Genomic DNA, 16,028 nt, shown 5'->3' with positions numbered 1-16,028 from the left:
CGAGGGCCACGAGGGCATGACAAAGAAGGCTCAGCATGACTGATGCGGTCCGGGTGACCAACGCGGCCGTCGGGTACGGCGCCCGTGAGGTGCTGCACGACGTGACCCTGGGCGTCGAGGCCGGAACCGTGGTGGCCATCCTGGGCGCCAACGGCTCCGGCAAGTCGACGCTGGTGCGGTCCGTGCTCGGCCTGGTGCCGCTGTCCCGGGGCGAGATCGAGCTGTTCGGCACGCCGCGCCGCCGGTTCCGGGAGTGGGCGCGGGTCGGCTACGTCCCGCAGCGGGTCGGCGCCGGCAGCAGCGTCCCGGCCACGGTCGGCGAGGTGGTCGCGGCCGGTCGCCTGGCCCGCCGGGGCGTGCTGCGTTTCTCCCGCTCGGCCGATCGGGCCGCGGTCAAGGCCGCGCTGGCCGACGTCGGGCTGACCGACCGCGCCGGCGACCCGGTGTCCACCCTGTCCGGCGGCCAGCAGCAGCGCACGCTGATCGCCCGGGCCCTGGCCGGCGAGCCCGACCTGCTGATCATGGACGAGCCCACGGCGGGGGTGGACGCGGCCAGCCAGGAGGCGTTCGCGGCCACGCTGGGCCGGTTCCGGGAGCGCGGCGGGACGGTGCTGCTGGTGGCCCACGAACTGGGCCCGCTGCGGCCGCTGATCACCCGGGCCGTGGTGGTCCACGAGGGCCGGATCGCCCACGACGGCCCGGTGCCCGACCCGGCCGGCCACCACGCCGACCCGGAGCACGACCATGTCCACCCGCACGCCGAGGCGGAGCGGCCCGGCATCTGTGTCGCGCCGACGGATCGGGTACGCAACTGATGGATCTGCTGAACTACGACTTCATGCTCCGGGCCCTGGCCGGCGCGCTGATCATCGGGGTCACCGCGCCGTCCCTGGGCATCTACCTGGTCCAGCGCCGGCTGTCGCTGATCGGTGACGGGATCGGCCACGTGGCCCTGACCGGCGTCGGTGTCGGCCTGCTGTTCAACCAGTCCCCCGTACTCACCGCGGTGATCGTCTCGGCCGTCGGCGCGGTCGGCGTGGAGCTGGTCCGGGAACGCGGCCGCACCTCCGGCGACCTGGCCCTGGCGCTGCTGTTCTACGGCGGCATCGCGGGTGGCGTGGTGCTGGTCGGGCTCTCCGACGACAGCGGCAACGCCAACCTGGTGCAATACCTGTTCGGTTCGCTGACCACCACGTCCGGCGGCGACCTGGTGGTGATCGCGGTGCTCGGCGTCGCCGTGCTCGCGGCCATGTTGCTGCTGCGGCCGGTGCTGTTCGCGGTCTGCGACGACGAGGAGTACGCGCGGGTTTCCGGCCTTCCCGTCCGTACCCTTAATCTTCTGCTCGCGGTGACCACCGCGGTGACCGTCACGATCGCCATGCGCACCGTCGGCCTGCTCTTGATCTCGGCCCTGATGGTGGTCCCGGTGGCCGCGGCGCAACAGGTCACGCGGGGCTTCCGGACGACGATGGCGGTGGCGATGGCGGCCGGCGTGGTGGCCGCGGCGGCCGGCGTGGCGCTGTCGGCCGAGGTCAACACCGCGCCCGGCGCGACCATCGTGATCGTGGCGCTGGTGCTGTTCCTGACCCTGACCGTGGCCGGGGCATTGCGAAACCGGGCGCGGAACCACACCAAGCTGGAGGAACGGGAACCCCCGGACGTGGTGTTGCATGGCTGAGGCGACGACCGGGTACGAGGCGTACGAGGGCGCGGGGGAACTCCTCCGGGCCCTCTCCGCGCCGATCCGGGTGGCGATTGTGGCAGAGTTGGGCGTCGGCGAGCGTTGCGTGCACGAGCTGGTGGAGAAGCTCGGCGCACCACAGCCGCTGGTGTCTCAACACCTGCGGGTGCTGCGGGGCGCCGGGGTGGTGCGAGGCGCGCGGCGGGGGCGTGAGATCGCATACTCGCTGGTGGACGAGCACATCGCCCACATCGTCGCCGACGCCGTCAGCCATGCCAGGGAGGCCCGCTCGTGAACGAGGTGGTACGCAACACCCGCCAGCGCAGTGCGGTGAGTTCCGTCCTCGCCGAGGTCGAGGGCTTCCACAGTGCCCAGGACCTGCACGCGATGTTGCGCGACCGGGGTGAGCGGGTCGGCCTGACCACGGTCTACCGCACCCTGCAGGGGCTGGCCGACGCCGGCGAGATCGACGTGATGCGCCCGCCCGGCGGCGAACACCTCTACCGCCGCTGCAGCCAGGGTCACCACCACCATCTGGTCTGCCGGTCCTGCGGCCGTACCGTCGAGGTCGAGGGCCCGGCGGTGGAGTCCTGGGCCGACAAGGTGGCTGCTCAACATGGCTTCCAGGACGTGTCGCACACGTTGGAGATCTTCGGGACCTGCACCGAGTGCGCGGGCAATAAGTGAAGCTCTACGCCGACCGGCTACCCCACGCCATCCGTCAACTCCTCACCGATCTCGCGGTGGTGATCTGGGTGTACGCCTGGATCCGCGCCGGCCTCTGGGTCCACGACCTGGTGCTCAAGCTGGGCGTACCCGGTCAGAAGCTGGAGGGCGCCGGCACCGGCCTGGCCGACAACCTGGCCGACGCGGGCGGCAAGGTCGGCCGGGTGCCCCTGGTCGGCGACCAGCTGACCGCGCCGTTCACCAAGGCGGCCGAGGCGGCCCGCTCGCTGGCCGACGCGGGGCGGGAGCAGCAGGAGATCGTCCAGAACCTGGCCGTCGTGCTGGCTCTGCTGCTGGTGGCCGTACCCCTGGCCCTGGTTCTGTTCCTCTGGTTGCCGCTGCGGGTGCGGTGGATGCGGCGGGCCGGGGTGGCGGCCAAGGTGCGCGACCAACCGGCCGGCAAGGACCTGCTCGCCCTGCGCGCGCTGTCGTCGCAGCCGCTCAACAAGCTCACCCGGCTCGGCCCGGACATCGCCCAGTCCTGGCGCAACGGTGACGCCGACGCGGTGAACTCGCTGGCCGCGCTGGAACTCAATCGCCTTGGCCTGACTCCCTCGGGGCGTCGTCGATGAAGCCGTCGTTGTCCTCGTCCTCGCCCCAGTTGCGGCGCACCACCGGCAGCAGCCACCAGAAGACCAGGAACCAGACCGCGGTGGCGCCGGTGATGATCAGCGCCGGCAGGAGGGTCAGCAGGTAGTCGGTGATCAGCAGCACGCTGCTCACCATCGAGATCAGCATGAACGCCAGCCCGCCGGTGGCCATCCGGTGCGCGAACCGGACCAGCTCGGGCTTGCGGCCCTGGCGGAACAGCGCGCGGTGGAAGGCGACCGGCGAGATGATCATCGCGGTGGCGAAGGCGGCGGTGACCAGCGCGACCACGTACGTGTCCTTCTGGAACGCCGTCGTCTTCGGGAAGCCGCTGCTGAACGGCAGGGTGAGCAGGAACGCGAAGAGGATCTGCACGCCGGTCTGAGCGACACGGAGCTCCTGCAGCAGGTCGGCGAAGTTGCGGTCCCAGCGCTTCTTCTCCGGCTCGTCGGGCATGCTCTTCTTCTCCGGCGGCATGGCCGGGAGTTTTCCCCGCTCAGGGCGCCATCAAACGCCGCCGATGCGGGCCAGCGCGGCGTCGGCCAGCGCGTCCGGCGCCTCCTCGGGCACCCAGTGGCTGATCCCCTTCAGCGCGACCAGTTGATAGTCGGCGTCCACCCAGTCGGCGGTACGCAGCGCGGCGGTCAGGCCGACCACCGGGTCCTTGTCGCTCCATACGTACGTGGTGGGCACCTGGGTCGTGCCCACCCCGGTCAGCCCCTCGCGGTCGAGCGCCCGGTACCAGTTCAGCCCGCCGGTCAGCCGGCCCGGTTCGCGCATCGCGTCGGCGTACAGCGTGGCCCGGCTTCCGATCTGTTTCATCATCTGCCGCAGCACCAGGCCGTCGCGGGCGAGCAGCAGCCGCTCGGCGACCGGCGACCGGAACACGCCCATGTACGCGAACCGCGCGCGCTGCGACGCCCGGACCCGGAGGGCCAGCCCGAGCGCCCGCGGATGAGGCACGGACACCGCGGTCAGCGTGTGCACCCGATCCGCATGACCGTCGGCGAGCAGCCAGCCGACCTGGGCGCCCCAGTCGTGGCCGATCACGTGCGCCCGCTCGATGTTCAGGGCGTCCAGGATCGCCACCGCGTCGGCCACCGGCTCGTTCAGCCGGTACGCCGACACCTCGGCCGGGCGTGCTCCGGGAGCGTATCCGCGCTGGTCATAGCGGTACGTCCGGAGGCCGGCGGCGTGCAGCCGCGGCAGCATCGGCTCGAATTCCCGGTGGTCCTGGGGGAAGCCGTGCAGGAGCAGCACGGCCGGGCCGTCGGAAGGGCCCTCCACGACCACGTCGAACTTGAATCCACGTGCCTCGACCTGCATGTGACGGGGCTCCTTCCTGGTACGGCCGTACGGTGTTAGCTTCATCCCAACATAGTTCCGACAGGGGAGCGCACAAGCGCTGAGAGTGCGGGCAACCGCAGACCCTCGAACCTGATCCGGGTAATGCCGGCGCAGGGAGTTGGAGGAATCCAATGGCACGTGACAATCGTTGGCGGACCATCGACATCGTCATCGCGGCGGTCATCGCCGTCGCGTTCGGCGTGATCTTCTGGGCGTGGAACATCCTCTGGGGCGCCACCGGCGGCGCCTTCGCGTTCTTCCCGCCCGCGCAGACGCTGCTCTACGGCGTCTGGCTCATCCCGGCCGTGCTCGGCGGCCTGATCATCCGCAAACCCGGCGCGGCCCTGTTCACCGAGGCCGTGGCGGCGACCATCTCGGCCCTGCTCGGCGCGCAATGGGGCGCGCTGGTCATCCCCCAGGGCCTGGTGCAGGGGCTGGGCGCCGAGCTGGCCTTCGCGATCCTGCTCTACCGCTCCTGGCGGCTGCCCGCCGCGCTGCTGGCCGGCCTGCTCACCGGCGTCAGCGCGGCGCTGTTCGACTTCTTCGCCTGGAACGCGGCGTACGACCTGTGGGACTACCGCGTCCCGTACGCGCTGCTCACCATGGTCAGCAGCACCGTGGTCGCGGGCGCCGGCAGCTGGGCGCTGGTCAAGGCGCTCGCCCCGACCGGCGTGCTCGACCGCTTCGGCGCCGGGCGAGAACGCGCGCTTGTCTGAGGTCGTCCTCCGCGGGTTCGGCTGGCGACACGCCGGTCGGCGCGCCTGGGCGGTTCGCGAGGTCGATCTGCGGATCGCCCACGGCGAGCGGGTGCTGCTGCTCGGCCCGTCCGGAGCGGGCAAGAGCACGCTGCTGTCCGCGCTGGCCGGGCTGCTGCCGGACGACTCGGGTGAGGCGGCCGGCAGCGTCGAGATCGACGGGCTCGAACCACGCAAGGCCCGCGAGCGGGTCGGGCTGCTGTTCCAGGACCCGCAGACCCAGCTGGTGATGGCGCGCAGCGGCGACGACGTGGCGTTCGGGCTGGAGAACCGCGGGGTGCCCGGCAAGGACATCTGGGCCCGGGTCAGTGACGCGCTCGATCGCGTCGGGTTCCCGTACCCCCTGAACCGGCCCACCGCCGCGCTCTCCGGCGGCGAAGCGCAACGGCTCGCCCTGGCCGGGGTCATCGCGCTGCGGCCCGGGCTGCTGCTGCTGGACGAGCCCACCGCCAACCTCGACCCGGACGGCGCGGCGCTGATCCGCGCGGCGCTGACCCGGGCGGTCGGCCGCGACACCACGATGATCCTGGTCGAACACCGGGTCGCCGAGGCGTTGCCGCTGGTCGACCGGGTGATCGTGCTGTCGCCGGGCGGCGGGGTGCGGGCCGACGGGCCGCCGGCCGCGGTCTTCGACGCGCACGGCGACCAACTCGCGGCGGACGGGGTCTGGGTGCCAGGCCGGCCGCTGCCCCGGTTCCCGGCCGTTCTTCCGCCCGGTTCCCCTTTGGTACGCGCGGAGCACGCCTCTTTCGACGAACGCGTTCGTCAGGTCACGCTGTCCGCCGACGAGGCGTCGATCCTCGCGGTGACCGGACCGAACGGCGCGGGCAAGTCGACGCTGGCGCTGCTCCTGGGCGGACTGCTCCGGCCCACCTCGGGTCGTGTGTGGGCCGCGCCGGGCGGCTCGCCCTGGCAGTGGCGGGCGCGCGACCTGGCCGGGCGCATCGGGTCGGTGTTCCAGAACCCGGAGCACCAGTTCGTCACGTCCCGGGTCCGCGACGAACTCTCCCTTTCCGGCGTCTCCCCCACCGTCGCCTCGCGGGTCGACGATCTGCTGTCGCGTCTGCGGCTCTCGCATCTGGCCGACGCCAACCCGCACACGCTCTCCGGCGGCGAGGCGCGGCGGCTCAGCGTGGCGACCGCCCTGGCCCGCGCGCCGCGGCTGCTGGTCCTGGACGAGCCCACCTTCGGCCAGGACCGCCGCACCTGGATCGAGCTGGCCACGCTGTTCGCGTCGCTGCGGGACGACGGGCACGGCATCGTGGCGGTCACCCACGACGCCGACTTCGTCTCGTCACTGTCCGACCGGACGCACGTTCTCTCCCGGGACGACACATGACCGCTCCGGCGACAACCTCGGCCACCGCACCCCTGGCGCGCCGCAACCCGGTCGCCAAGCTGGCCGCCGCCCTGATCTTCGCGCTGCCCCTGGTGTCCACACTGGACCCGCTCACCCCCGCGCTCGGGCTGGCGATCGAGCTGGCCGTCCTGCCGCTGTTCGGCGTCTCGGCGCGTGAGCTGGCCCGGCGCGTGTGGCCGCTGCTGCTCGCGGCCGGCGGGATCCTGGTCACGATGGTGCTGTTCGCCGCCGACCGCAGTGGCGCTCTGCTGTTCGCGGTCGGGCCGGTCGACGTCACCACCGGGGTGCTGCTCGGGGCGCTCGGGCTGGTGCTGCGGGTGTTCGCGGTGGCGCTGCCCGGTGTCGTCGTGTTCCTCACCACCGACCCCACCGACCTGGCCGACGCGCTGGTGCAGAATGCCAAGGCGCCGGCCCGGTTCGCGATCGGGGCGCTCGCCGCGTTCCGGCTGCTGCCGCTGCTCGGGCAGGAGTGGCAGGCGCTCACCCTGGCCCGGCGGGCCCGCGGACTGGACGCCGGGCGCAACCCGGTCGCCCGGCTGCGGCTCTTCGCCTCGACGGCGTTCGCGCTGCTGGTCGGGGCGTTGCGGCGGGGCGGGCGGCTGGCCACCGCGATGGACGCGCGCGGGTTCGATTCGGGCACCCCCCGGACGTACGCCCGCAGGCAGATCTTCGGCCCGGCCGACGGAACGCTGATCGTCGCGGCGGCCCTGCTCTCGGCCGCCGCGGTCGCCGCGAGTGTCGTGACCGGACTGTTCCGGCCGATCATCGGCTGAGGCCTGCCTTGCTTGTTCGCCCGCAGGTCAGACGCACGACATGTGGCGTTGGGATGCTGCCGGGACGCTCGTGCAGTCAACCCTCTTGATCATTTGGGAGCTCAACCCATGGGTCACGGCCACCACCACCATCACGACCACGTCGGCGGCACTTCGGACGTACCCCCGGCTCTGGATCTGACCATCCCCGACGCGGAGCTGTCACCCGCGGACGTCTCCCGGCGTGGTTTCCTGCGTGGCGCCGGTCTTCTCGGCGCCGGCGCGGCCGCGTCCGTGCTCGCCTCGCCCTCGTCCCCCGCCGTCGCCGCCTCGTCGTCGCCGGACAAGCCCTCCACCGGCGGTCTCACCTGGCTCGCCGGTGACCACCACATTCACACCCAGTACAGCTCGGACGCACAGTACCGGGTCATCGACCAGGCCAAACACGGTCATGCGTACGGGCTGGACTGGCTGGTCATCACCGACCACGGCAGCAACGCGCACGCCAAGATCGGTGTGGAGAAGGTCAACCCGGACATCCTGAACACCCGGTCCGCGCTGCCGGAGCTCCTCACCTTCCAGGGTCTGGAGTGGAACATCCCCGGCGCCGAGCATGCGACCGTCTTCGTGCACCCCGGCCGCAACGAGGTCGACGTGCTCAAACGATTCGAGCAGGCGTACGACGGATCGCAGCTGCCCGCCACCAACACCAACGAGCAGAACGAGGCCGCCGCCATCGCCGGCATCCAGTTCCTCGGCGAGCAGGTCCGGGCCCGCAAGGTCGAGGGCGCGCTGTTCCTGGCCAACCACCCGGCCCGCCGCGGCATCGACTCGCCGCACGAGATCCGCAACTGGCGCGACGCCGACCCCACGGTCGCGATCGGCATGGAGGGCGCACCCGGCCACCAGGCCGCCGGCATCCCCGCCCCGAACGGTCGCGGCGGCGCCCGCGGCTACTACGACAACAACCCGTCGGCCGCGTCGTTCCCCGGCTACCCGCCGGAGAGCTACCGCACGTGGGGCGGCTTCGACTGGATGACCGCCACGGTCGGCGGCCTGTGGGACAGCCTGCTCGCCGAGGGCCGGGCCTGGTGGGTGACGGTCAACTCGGACAGCCACGTCAACTACCTGGACCAGTCCGACCGCGGCCCCGGCGGCGACTTCGAGGCCAACGGCCGGCACAACGACCCGGTCTACACCGGTGTCGTCAACACGTCGGCCGGCGACTTCTGGCCCGGCTTCTACGGCCGCACCAACGTGGGCGCCCGCAACCGCAGCTACCGCGCGGTCATGGACGGGCTCCGCGACGGCCGCGTCTGGGTCGACCACGGTCGCCTGATCAAGAACCTGGACGCGCGGGTCCGGATCGCCGGTTCGTCCGGCGCGGGCACCCCGCTCGGCGGCGTCCTCCGCGTCAAGAAGGGCGTGGCCACCGAGCTGGCCCTCGACATCGACCTGCAGGACATCCCGAACTGGCGCCAGTTCGTTCCGGTCCTCGAGCGCGTCGACGTCATCGTCGGCACGGTCACCGGTCCCGCCGCCGGCAAGGACCAGTTCACCGCGCCCGACACCAAGGTCGTCAAGTCCTTCGACGTCTCGGCCCGCACCGGCAGACTGACGGTCCGCTACCAGCTCGGCCGCCTCGACAAGCCCTTCTACCTCCGGGTACGCGGAACCGACGGCAACCGCACCCAGCCCGGCCTGATGGGCGCCGCCACCGACCCGTTCGGGCCCGCCCTCGACGCCATCGGCAACGCCGACCCGTGGGGCGACCTCTGGTTCTACTCCAACCCGATCTGGGTCCTGCCCAAGTGACGTCATCCCCCGCTTCCCCGCCCTCCTTGCCTCCCGCGCCACCCCCGCCTTCCACGCCGGCGGCCTCTTCCCACGCGCCGGCGTCCTCACCTTCCACGCCGGCGGCCTCTTCCCACGCGCCGGCGTCCTCACCTTCCACGCCGGCGGCCTCCTCTCACGCGCCGGCGTCCTCACCTACCGCGCCGGCGTCCTTCGCTGACGTGGCCGCCGCCGAGCATTGGATCGCGACCAGCGACCCGGTGCCGGCGACGGCGTGCACGCTGCTGGTCTACCTCCCGCAGCCGCACGTGGAGGTCGTGACGGTTCCCCGCGAGGGGGCGAGGGCGGTGCGCTACCCCGGCGTCGACGAGCTGACCGGCTCGATGCCGCTCGCCCAGGTGGTGGCCACGTCAGCGATCGACCACGTCGAGATCCTGGGCAGCGGCCCCGCCGACCCGTCCCTGATCCTCGACACCTGCGACTTCGTCCGCCCCATCTGGCGGAACGGCGAGCTGGTGCTGACGGTGATGCCGGCGGCCGACGGTCACGTGGTCCCGTTCGAGACCCGCAACCCCACTCCCTGCTGCGCCGTCCACTGAGTTTGGCGGGGTCGCCCCAAAGCGACCCCGCCACTTCTTCTGTCGTCCCGGCAGTCGGTCAGCCACTTCTTCTGCCATCCCGCGGGCTGACCGCTACTTCTACTTTCGTCCTCGGGCGGCCCCTACTCCTTCTGCCATCCCTCAGGCGGCTCCGCCTTCTTCTTTCGGGCCGCGCGTGGCCCGCTTCCGAAGCGTCGTGCGGATGTCATTCCTGCGATTCGAGGGAATCATCGACGCGCAGCTGCCGCGCAGCGCCTTTCGCTATCAAGCCTGGTGGAGCAACGAGATCGGCGGCAACCACGTGCAGGCGCATGCGTGGATGAACGCCGGCTGGAGAGTCGACGGCGTCGACCTGGCCCGTCAGGAAGTCACCTTCATCCACACCGGGTGACCACCTCCGGCGACGCTCAGTTCAGGGTGCGCATGCCGGGGACTTCGTCGAAGACGCCGAACGGCCGGAGATGCAGAGGTTGATCCCGGAGCGGCACGTACGCGGCGTCCCCGTAGAAGTCGTCCGGAAGGTCCAGAACCCAATGGGTCGGTTCGTCGTTGTTGTTGTCGGGCAGGTCTAGCACCCAGTGGTCCGGTTCGTTGTTGTCGTCGGGCAGAGATGCGTATGGATCGGACACATCCGGCACGTTATCGCGAACGCGAAGGTTTGTATGTCACTCGTGGGATTGACCGAGTGGCTACATCGGCCTGACCGCGACGAATCGGCGCACGGAGTCCGCGTTTTTGATGGCCGTCACATCCAAGAGTGACCCGCCGCGGGGACCCGACCGCCGACCACGAGCAACCCGCCGCCAGGACCCGACCGCCGACCACGAGCAACCCGCCGCGAGGACCCGATCGGCCCAACGACGCCTATCCGCCGCTCAAACGCGCTCTTGACAGCGCCGCAAACCCGCGGAGGACGCGCCGCAAGACCTGGCCGGGCCAACGACGCTCAACCACGTCTTGGCGGCACAACCACGAGCGACGCGTCGACTGGCGGCTGCGTGGCGGAGGTCAGGAGTCGGGGCCGAAGGTCAGGCGGTTCTCGGGGCCACGGCCGGTGGCCAGGCGGAGCAGGGCGATCTTTGGTGCGGTGTCCGGGAAGAGCAACCGCAGCAGGTGGTCGGTGGCGGCGGCGGTGATCCATGGTGGACGGGCGGCGGCGTCGGCGATGTCGAGGCCGTGCAGGCCCAGTTCGACGACGCGGGTAGACAGGAACTCACTGAGCAGCATCGCGTCGCCGTGGCGGGTCTGCACGACGCGGGCCGGCGGCTGGTTGGCGCCGAGCGAGATCGACTCATGGCAGGCCATGGACAACGCCTCGACGAGGGTCGCGGGGTCGGCCGAGGCGGCACGGCGGCGGGCGGACTCGATGCGGTCGGCGTCGGTGTCGCCGGCGAAGCGGCTGCCGGCGCGGTAGTAGTCCGCCGCGGTCACTGAGGCCACCGTGGGCGCCGGGCCGGCGATCATGCCGGGCAACCGGGACATCGTCGTGACCAGGTGGCCTACGACGTCCTTGACCAGCCACGGCGCGCAGCGGGTGGGCCGCTCCCACGCCGCCGCCGGCAGGTCGCCGAGCGCGTGGATGAGCGCGTCCACCTCGCCCCGCAGCACATCGAGAACAGTGAGCATCTCGTCATGATCCCATCACGGGCGGTCAGGAGCTCATGAGTCGGAATCCGAATATTGGGTAACAAGCCCGGGGTGTTCCGGCGGACGGCGTGGATTGCCGCGGGCGTGACGGCCACGGCCAGTGCTACCGCCTGGCCACCCTCGATCGCCGCCCTGCTTCTGGTCGCCTACCTGGTGGCCGCCGGCTTCGCCACGAACTGGATCGTCACGAACGCGTTCGTCTACTACGTGGGACTGTTGACCCTCATGACGGTCGCCCTCGTCACGGATCCGTGGGTGGTCTTCGGGATCTGGATCGTCTTCCTGCACGCCTTCGCGCTGTTCTCCAGCCGCTGGGCGTTCGCCTGGTCGGCGATCGGGGCGGTCGTGCTCACCCTGGCCCAGACCGGGCTCACCGCCGAGGTCGCGCCGATCCTGATCAGCCTGATGCCGCCGCTGGTGGTGGCCGGTTTCTATCTGGTCCGGGAGAGCACCGCCCTGCAGAACGCGCTGGCCGCCAACCGGGCGTTGCAGCGACGGCTGGTCGAGCAGACGCGTGACGCCGAACGGCAACGCGTCGCCCAGGATCTGCACGACACCCTGGCCCAGGACCTGAGCGCCGCGGTCGCGTTGCTGGAAGCCGAAGGCGATCGTGACGAACGCGTTCGTCGCGCGCGTGAACTCGTTCGTAGCGGCCTGGCCGAGGCGCGGCGGTCGGTGCAGGCGCTCACCCCGGCGCCACTGGACGGTGTGCCCCTGGCCGACGCGCTCGACGGCCTGGTCAAACAGTGGGCGGCCGACACCGGGATCGACGCGACCTTCGCCGGTGACGTGACACCGCCGATGCGCCGGCCGGTGGCCGCGGCCGTCTACCGGATCGGGCAGTCGGCCCTGGCCAACGTGGCCGAGCACGCCCAGGCCACCCGGGTCCGGCTGACACTGTCCTGTCTGGACGATCGCGTCGTGCTCGACGTACGCGATGATGGTGTCGGGTTTGACCCGAATGAGACGCCAGGTCGGGGTCGCGGGTTCGGCCTGCCCGGCATGCGCGAGCGGGCGGGCGCGCTGGGTGGCACGGTCGAGGTCGAAACCGAGAGGGGTGCGGGAACAGCGGTGCGAGCCGCAATCCCGGTGAGCGCATGACCGACAAGCCGCACACACGTCCCGCAACGAACCCGACCGGCCGGCCGCAGGCACCTCGCACGGAAGGCGCGGCCGGCGGGAGGGGTCCAGATCCGCGAAGGCCAAGCGCACCTCTCGCGGGCCGCGCGATCGGCGAGCCACACGCGCCCCTCACGGAAGGCGCGGTCGCCGGGCGCGGCGCGGACTCGGAAGGGCCACGCACGGGAGGCGCGACCGGCGGGCGAGGCGCCGACCCGGAAGGGTCACGGGCGGCCGGCGCAAGAGGCGCGGCTCCGGAGGGGCGGGAGCCGCGGGTGCTGATCGTGGATGACCATCCGGTGTATCGGGACGGGTTGCGGCAGTTGCTCACCAGCGCGGGCCTGACGGTGGTCGCCGAGGCGGGGGACGGGGCTGAGGCGGTCGCGTACGCGGAGGGGAACGATGTTGATGTTGTTCTGATGGATCTGCACATGCCGCGGCTGGATGGGATCGCGGCGATTCGGCGGCTTCGGGAGGTAGCGCCGGCGGTGCGGGTGATGGTGTTGAGCACCTATGCGTCCTCCGCCGACGTGGTGCCGGCGGTGGAGGCGGGCGCGGCCGGGTATCTGCTCAAGGACTCCTCCCGGAGCGAGATCGTGGATGGGGTACGGGCGGCGGCCCGCGGGGAGCATGTGCTGGCGGCCGAGGTGGCCGGGCGGCTGATGGACCGCGTACGCGAACCGGCGGAGCCGTTGCTCAAACCGCGCGAGGTCGAGCTGCTCCGGCTGGTCGCGGGCGGCGCCACCAACCGGGCGGCGGCCGCCGAGCTGTTCGTCAGCGAGGCCACCGTGAAGGCGTACCTGCAGCAGATCTACGACCGGCTGGGCGCACGCGATCGAGCGTCGGCGGTCGCGTTGGCCTACCAGCGCGGTCTGCTCACGTAGCGTCGGGGCATGCTCTGGTCAGTGGCCGGCTCCAGTTGCTCCGGCAAGACGACCGCGGCGCGCGCCTGCGGCACGATCCCCGGCGTCGTGGTGCACGACTTCGACGAGCTCGGCGTGCCCGACGGCGCGGACCTGAAGTGGCGGCAACGTGGCCTGGAGACGTGGCTGCGGCGGGTGCTGGCCTACCAGGCGGGGGACATCGACGTCGTCCTGCTGGGGCAGTCGCCGCTGGGCGAGGTGCTGGCCGCGCCGTCCGCGCCGCTCCTGGACGGCCTGGCCACCTGCGTGCTCGACGTCGCCGATGACGAACGTGTTCGTCGGCTCGAGCGCCGCGATCCCGGCAAGTGGTCGCCGGCCCAGCACGAGGCGTTCGTCAAGTGGGGTCAATGGCACCGCGGCCACGCGGCCGACCCGGGCCATCACCCCGAGATTCTGACCGTCGGCGGGTGGGCGGAGATGGCCTGGGATCGCTGGCCGTCGCATGCCGCGGAGTGGCCGGTCCCGGTGTTCGACACCACCGGTCGCACGGTCGACGAGACCTCGGCCGCGATACGGGACTGGGTGACCGGCCGTGACCGACCCTGACACCCGAGCCTCATGCCGGCCGGGTCGAGCGGGGGCAGACGCGAAGCGCGGGTGAGCCAGATACGTGGCCCACCCGCGCCCTACTCGCTTACCGACATTCGGTGCCCGGATCAGTCTCCCGATCCGCCCCCGTCACCGCCGGAGCTACCGCCGTCACCGCCGGAGCTACCGCCGTCACCGCCGGAGCTACCACCGTCACCGGCAGAACTACCGCCGTCAGAGCCACCGTCGCCGGCAGACGACCCGCTGTTGCCGGGGGTGTGGCTGCTCGAGCCAGTGCTGCCACCCCCCGAGCTGTCGCCACCGCTGGAGCTGTCCCCACCGCTGGAGCTGTCCCCACCAGCGGAGCTCTCCCCACCAGCGGAACTCTCCCCACCAGTGGCGGAACCGTCCCCGCCGTCGGCGCCCTCGCCGCTCGAGGCGGAATTGTCGCCCGCAGCCGAAGTGTCTCCAGCGTCGGACCCGTCACCATCGGCAGAAGTGTCTCCGGCATCGGACACATCACCGTCGGCAGAGCCCTCCGCAGCGTCGGAGCCGTCAGCATCCGACGAGTCAGAGCTTTCGCTCTGGCTGTCGTCGGAGTCCTCGGCGGCGGTGTCCGCGGCGACGTCTTCGCTGTCGACGTCGTCCGCTTGGGCCGAGGTGTAGTCCGAGGTGTACTGGTCGACCATGTCGTTCTCTGCCACCGGGGCGTTCAAGTCCTGCGGTGGCAGGGTGTCTTTCGGCATGCCCGGAACATCCGGCTGATGCAGGGTCGGGCCTATGTCACGTCCAGCCGCCGCAGCAGCTCCCGTCGCAGGCGACACCTCGCCCTGCGGTGCTTGCCCGGCTGGGGCTTCGTTGCTCTGCCCACTGTTGCTGGGAGTCCCGCTCTGACCGGTAGCACCACCAGTGCCATCACTCTGGCCGGTGCCACCACCGCCGACGCCAGAACCGGAACCGGACCCAGAGCCGGAGCTAGAGCCGGAACCCGAACCAGAGCCGGAACCGGAACCCGAACTAGAGCCGGAGCCCGAACCGGACGCAGAACCGGAGCCGCCACTCGCGCCGCCCTGACCAGAACCGCCACCGCCCCCTTGGTTGCCAGCGTCCGGAATGGACGTACTCCCGGAACCAGGGTCTGGCTGATTGCCAGGCGACGCTTGCGGCGGACTCGCCGCGGGCGCCGGCGGCGGATTCTGCCCAGATTGCTGCGGCTGAGCCGGCGTCTTCTCAGGGGTGTAGGTAACTCCCGCACCCGCGAAGAAGCCTGGCACGAGCGACTGCACCCACTCCAGCGCGCTTCCCTTGGCCGGCTTCTCGGTCTTCGTCGTGGCGCTGCCCGCACCGGCCACCCCGGTGACGTGCACCCCCTTGCTGTCGATCGAGAAGTTCGCGCCACCGCCGACCTTCGTCTTGCCGCCGGCCGCGTTGATGCCGATCGGGCGGGTGCCCTGGACCCGCCCGCTGACCTTGCCGTCCAGACCCACCCGGAGGGAGAACTGGAACGTGAAGCCCAGCCAGTCCATCTCCGCCTGCACCACGAAGCCCACACCGGTCGCGGTGGACGGCGGCATCTCGTTGGTGGAGATCCCGACCTTGTTGCCCCAGACGCCCAGCACCGTGTGTGAGCCGGTGTTCGGGTCATAGCTGTACGAAGCGCCGACGCCCCTCGCGACCGTGACCGTGACGGTAGGCAGCGGCGGCGTCGGCGCGGTGCCGTTGGGCCGGCCGGCCGGGTTGGTGCCGGGGGCTGGAGCACGCCCACCCGGCGCAGCCCCCATGGCCGGCGTCGCCTGTGTCGCATTGAGGCTGATGCTGGGCGCCTCGGACATGGCCAGCTCGGACATCGCCAGGTCGGTGGCGGTGGCCGACGTCTCTGTGGTGGTGGACAGGTCCGTGGTGGAGGCCTTGGCCGTGTCCACTGCGGACACCGCCAGAACGACCTGCTGTGATTTGTCGGCGGCCGGCCGGACCTCGGCGATCGCCAGCGACAGCTGCACGGTCTTGCCGTCCGGCCGGGTCATGACGAGGTTGCAACCGCTGCCGGCGTCGAGCTGAAGGCAGTCGCTCGCGGCCGGCGCCTTTTGCGGAGCGGCCAGAGTACGCGCGTGAGCCGCCGTGCCACCGCCCGCGATGAACGCGAACGCCACCGGCAGACCGACGAGGGCCGCGGCCAGCCGTGGCGGCCGCCCCCTACTTCGGATTGATC

The 16,028-nt window shown here is 71.5% G+C and carries 19 protein-coding genes and 1 riboswitch; of the genes, 14 read left to right on the top strand and 5 right to left on the bottom strand.

Annotated features, from left to right (window positions below):
- Positions 1-35: 35 nt before the first annotated feature.
- From AB0O15_RS20805 to AB0O15_RS20785, 5 genes are read left to right on the top strand one after another with little or no spacing between them, the layout of a single operon-like run.
- Positions 36-815, top strand: a complete 780-nt coding sequence (locus AB0O15_RS20805; RefSeq protein WP_364320663.1) for a metal ABC transporter ATP-binding protein — start codon at positions 36-38, stop codon at positions 813-815.
- Positions 815-1,678, top strand: coding sequence for a metal ABC transporter permease (locus AB0O15_RS20800; protein ID WP_364320661.1), 864 nt, complete (start codon positions 815-817; stop codon positions 1,676-1,678). The genes AB0O15_RS20805 and AB0O15_RS20800 overlap by 1 nt, the downstream gene beginning before the upstream one ends.
- Positions 1,671-1,976 carry a metalloregulator ArsR/SmtB family transcription factor gene (locus AB0O15_RS20795; RefSeq protein ID WP_364320659.1) on the top strand — a complete coding sequence of 102 codons (306 nt, stop codon included), beginning with the start codon at positions 1,671-1,673 and terminating at the stop codon, positions 1,974-1,976. Before AB0O15_RS20800 ends, AB0O15_RS20795 begins: the two co-directional genes overlap by 8 nt.
- The gene (locus AB0O15_RS20790) at positions 1,973-2,368 is read left to right on the top strand and encodes a transcriptional repressor (protein ID WP_364320657.1); all 396 of its coding nucleotides are present in this window, start codon (positions 1,973-1,975) and stop codon (positions 2,366-2,368) included. Before AB0O15_RS20795 ends, AB0O15_RS20790 begins: the two co-directional genes overlap by 4 nt.
- The gene (locus AB0O15_RS20785) at positions 2,365-2,979 is read left to right on the top strand and encodes a hypothetical protein (protein WP_364320655.1); all 615 of its coding nucleotides are present in this window, start codon (positions 2,365-2,367) and stop codon (positions 2,977-2,979) included. The genes AB0O15_RS20790 and AB0O15_RS20785 overlap by 4 nt, the downstream gene beginning before the upstream one ends.
- Here AB0O15_RS20785 and AB0O15_RS20780 read toward each other — a convergent pair.
- Together AB0O15_RS20780 and AB0O15_RS20775 are read right to left on the bottom strand one after the other, a co-directional pair.
- Entirely contained in the window at positions 2,939-3,451 is a 513-nt protein-coding gene (locus tag AB0O15_RS20780) for a DUF6328 family protein (protein WP_364321289.1), read from the bottom strand. The genes AB0O15_RS20785 and AB0O15_RS20780 overlap by 41 nt on opposite strands.
- Positions 3,452-3,502: 51 nt before the next feature.
- Positions 3,503-4,321, bottom strand: a complete 819-nt coding sequence (locus tag AB0O15_RS20775; protein ID WP_364320653.1) for an alpha/beta fold hydrolase — start codon at positions 4,319-4,321, stop codon at positions 3,503-3,505.
- 52 nt (positions 4,322-4,373) lie between these two features.
- A riboswitch (TPP riboswitch) is annotated at positions 4,374-4,476 on the top strand.
- On the opposite strand from AB0O15_RS20775, the gene AB0O15_RS20770 reads away from it, so the two are divergent.
- The 6 genes from AB0O15_RS20770 (at position 4,474) to AB0O15_RS20745 (ending at position 9,993) form a co-directional block, all read left to right on the top strand.
- Positions 4,474-5,058 (top strand): ECF transporter S component, encoded by a 585-nt coding sequence (locus tag AB0O15_RS20770; protein WP_364320651.1) that lies wholly within the window; start codon positions 4,474-4,476, stop codon positions 5,056-5,058. Its footprint overlaps the riboswitch before it by 3 nt.
- Positions 5,051-6,436: an ATP-binding cassette domain-containing protein gene (locus tag AB0O15_RS20765; RefSeq protein ID WP_364320649.1), complete on the top strand. Its 1,386-nt coding sequence runs from the start codon at positions 5,051-5,053 to the stop codon at positions 6,434-6,436. Before AB0O15_RS20770 ends, AB0O15_RS20765 begins: the two co-directional genes overlap by 8 nt.
- Positions 6,433-7,230, top strand: coding sequence for an energy-coupling factor transporter transmembrane component T (locus AB0O15_RS20760; RefSeq protein ID WP_364320647.1), 798 nt, complete (start codon positions 6,433-6,435; stop codon positions 7,228-7,230). The genes AB0O15_RS20765 and AB0O15_RS20760 overlap by 4 nt, the downstream gene beginning before the upstream one ends.
- A 108-nt stretch (positions 7,231-7,338) precedes the next feature.
- The gene (locus tag AB0O15_RS20755) at positions 7,339-9,024 is read left to right on the top strand and encodes a histidinol-phosphatase (RefSeq protein WP_364320645.1); all 1,686 of its coding nucleotides are present in this window, start codon (positions 7,339-7,341) and stop codon (positions 9,022-9,024) included.
- Positions 9,025-9,224: 200 nt separating this feature from the next.
- Positions 9,225-9,602 (top strand): hypothetical protein, encoded by a 378-nt coding sequence (locus AB0O15_RS20750; protein WP_364320643.1) that lies wholly within the window; start codon positions 9,225-9,227, stop codon positions 9,600-9,602.
- Positions 9,603-9,777: 175 nt separating this feature from the next.
- The gene (locus AB0O15_RS20745) at positions 9,778-9,993 is read left to right on the top strand and encodes a hypothetical protein (protein ID WP_364320641.1); all 216 of its coding nucleotides are present in this window, start codon (positions 9,778-9,780) and stop codon (positions 9,991-9,993) included.
- Positions 9,994-10,009: 16 nt separating this feature from the next.
- Here AB0O15_RS20745 and AB0O15_RS20740 read toward each other — a convergent pair whose 3' ends face one another.
- Positions 10,010-10,231 (bottom strand): hypothetical protein, encoded by a 222-nt coding sequence (locus tag AB0O15_RS20740; protein ID WP_364320639.1) that lies wholly within the window; start codon positions 10,229-10,231, stop codon positions 10,010-10,012.
- Positions 10,232-10,610: 379 nt separating this feature from the next.
- Entirely contained in the window at positions 10,611-11,228 is a 618-nt protein-coding gene (locus AB0O15_RS20735) for a maleylpyruvate isomerase N-terminal domain-containing protein (RefSeq protein WP_364320637.1), read from the bottom strand.
- Positions 11,229-11,300: 72 nt separating this feature from the next.
- Between AB0O15_RS20735 and AB0O15_RS20730 the strand changes: the two genes are divergently transcribed.
- The 3 genes from AB0O15_RS20730 to AB0O15_RS20720 all read left to right on the top strand — a co-directional run bounded on the left by AB0O15_RS20730 (position 11,301) and on the right by AB0O15_RS20720 (position 13,837).
- Positions 11,301-12,350: a sensor histidine kinase gene (locus tag AB0O15_RS20730; RefSeq protein ID WP_364320635.1), complete on the top strand. Its 1,050-nt coding sequence runs from the start codon at positions 11,301-11,303 to the stop codon at positions 12,348-12,350.
- A 293-nt stretch (positions 12,351-12,643) separates the two neighbouring features.
- On the top strand, positions 12,644-13,252 hold the full coding sequence (locus AB0O15_RS20725; RefSeq protein WP_364320633.1) for a response regulator transcription factor: 609 nt from the start codon (positions 12,644-12,646) through the stop codon (positions 13,250-13,252).
- A gap of 9 nt (positions 13,253-13,261) precedes the next feature.
- Positions 13,262-13,837 (top strand): hypothetical protein, encoded by a 576-nt coding sequence (locus AB0O15_RS20720; protein WP_364320631.1) that lies wholly within the window; start codon positions 13,262-13,264, stop codon positions 13,835-13,837.
- A 110-nt stretch (positions 13,838-13,947) separates the two neighbouring features.
- On the opposite strand, the gene AB0O15_RS20715 is transcribed toward AB0O15_RS20720, so the two are convergent.
- The gene (locus AB0O15_RS20715; RefSeq protein ID WP_364320629.1) at positions 13,948-15,969 is read right to left on the bottom strand and encodes a hypothetical protein; all 2,022 of its coding nucleotides are present in this window, start codon (positions 15,967-15,969) and stop codon (positions 13,948-13,950) included.
- Positions 15,970-16,028: the final 59 nt, after the last annotated feature.

Source organism: Actinoplanes sp. NPDC089786 (genome assembly GCF_040684855.1).
In the GTDB taxonomy this organism is placed as follows: domain Bacteria; phylum Actinomycetota; class Actinomycetes; order Mycobacteriales; family Micromonosporaceae; genus Actinoplanes.
Note: the sequence above shows the minus strand (reverse complement) of the source record. Positions and strands in the feature narration are given on the sequence as shown.

Coding starts and splice junctions, on each gene's coding strand:
- AB0O15_RS20805 (WP_364320663.1), top strand. CDS start 36: ATGACTGATGCGGTCCGGGTGACCAACGCGGCCGTCGGGTACGGCGCC.
- AB0O15_RS20800 (WP_364320661.1), top strand. CDS start 815: ATGGATCTGCTGAACTACGACTTCATGCTCCGGGCCCTGGCCGGCGCG.
- AB0O15_RS20795 (WP_364320659.1), top strand. CDS start 1,671: ATGGCTGAGGCGACGACCGGGTACGAGGCGTACGAGGGCGCGGGGGAA.
- AB0O15_RS20780 (WP_364321289.1), bottom strand. CDS start 3,451: ATGCCCGACGAGCCGGAGAAGAAGCGCTGGGACCGCAACTTCGCCGAC.
- AB0O15_RS20775 (WP_364320653.1), bottom strand. CDS start 4,321: ATGCAGGTCGAGGCACGTGGATTCAAGTTCGACGTGGTCGTGGAGGGC.
- AB0O15_RS20770 (WP_364320651.1), top strand. CDS start 4,474: ATGGCACGTGACAATCGTTGGCGGACCATCGACATCGTCATCGCGGCG.
- AB0O15_RS20760 (WP_364320647.1), top strand. CDS start 6,433: ATGACCGCTCCGGCGACAACCTCGGCCACCGCACCCCTGGCGCGCCGC.
- AB0O15_RS20755 (WP_364320645.1), top strand. CDS start 7,339: ATGGGTCACGGCCACCACCACCATCACGACCACGTCGGCGGCACTTCG.
- AB0O15_RS20735 (WP_364320637.1), bottom strand. CDS start 11,228: ATGCTCACTGTTCTCGATGTGCTGCGGGGCGAGGTGGACGCGCTCATC.
- AB0O15_RS20720 (WP_364320631.1), top strand. CDS start 13,262: ATGCTCTGGTCAGTGGCCGGCTCCAGTTGCTCCGGCAAGACGACCGCG.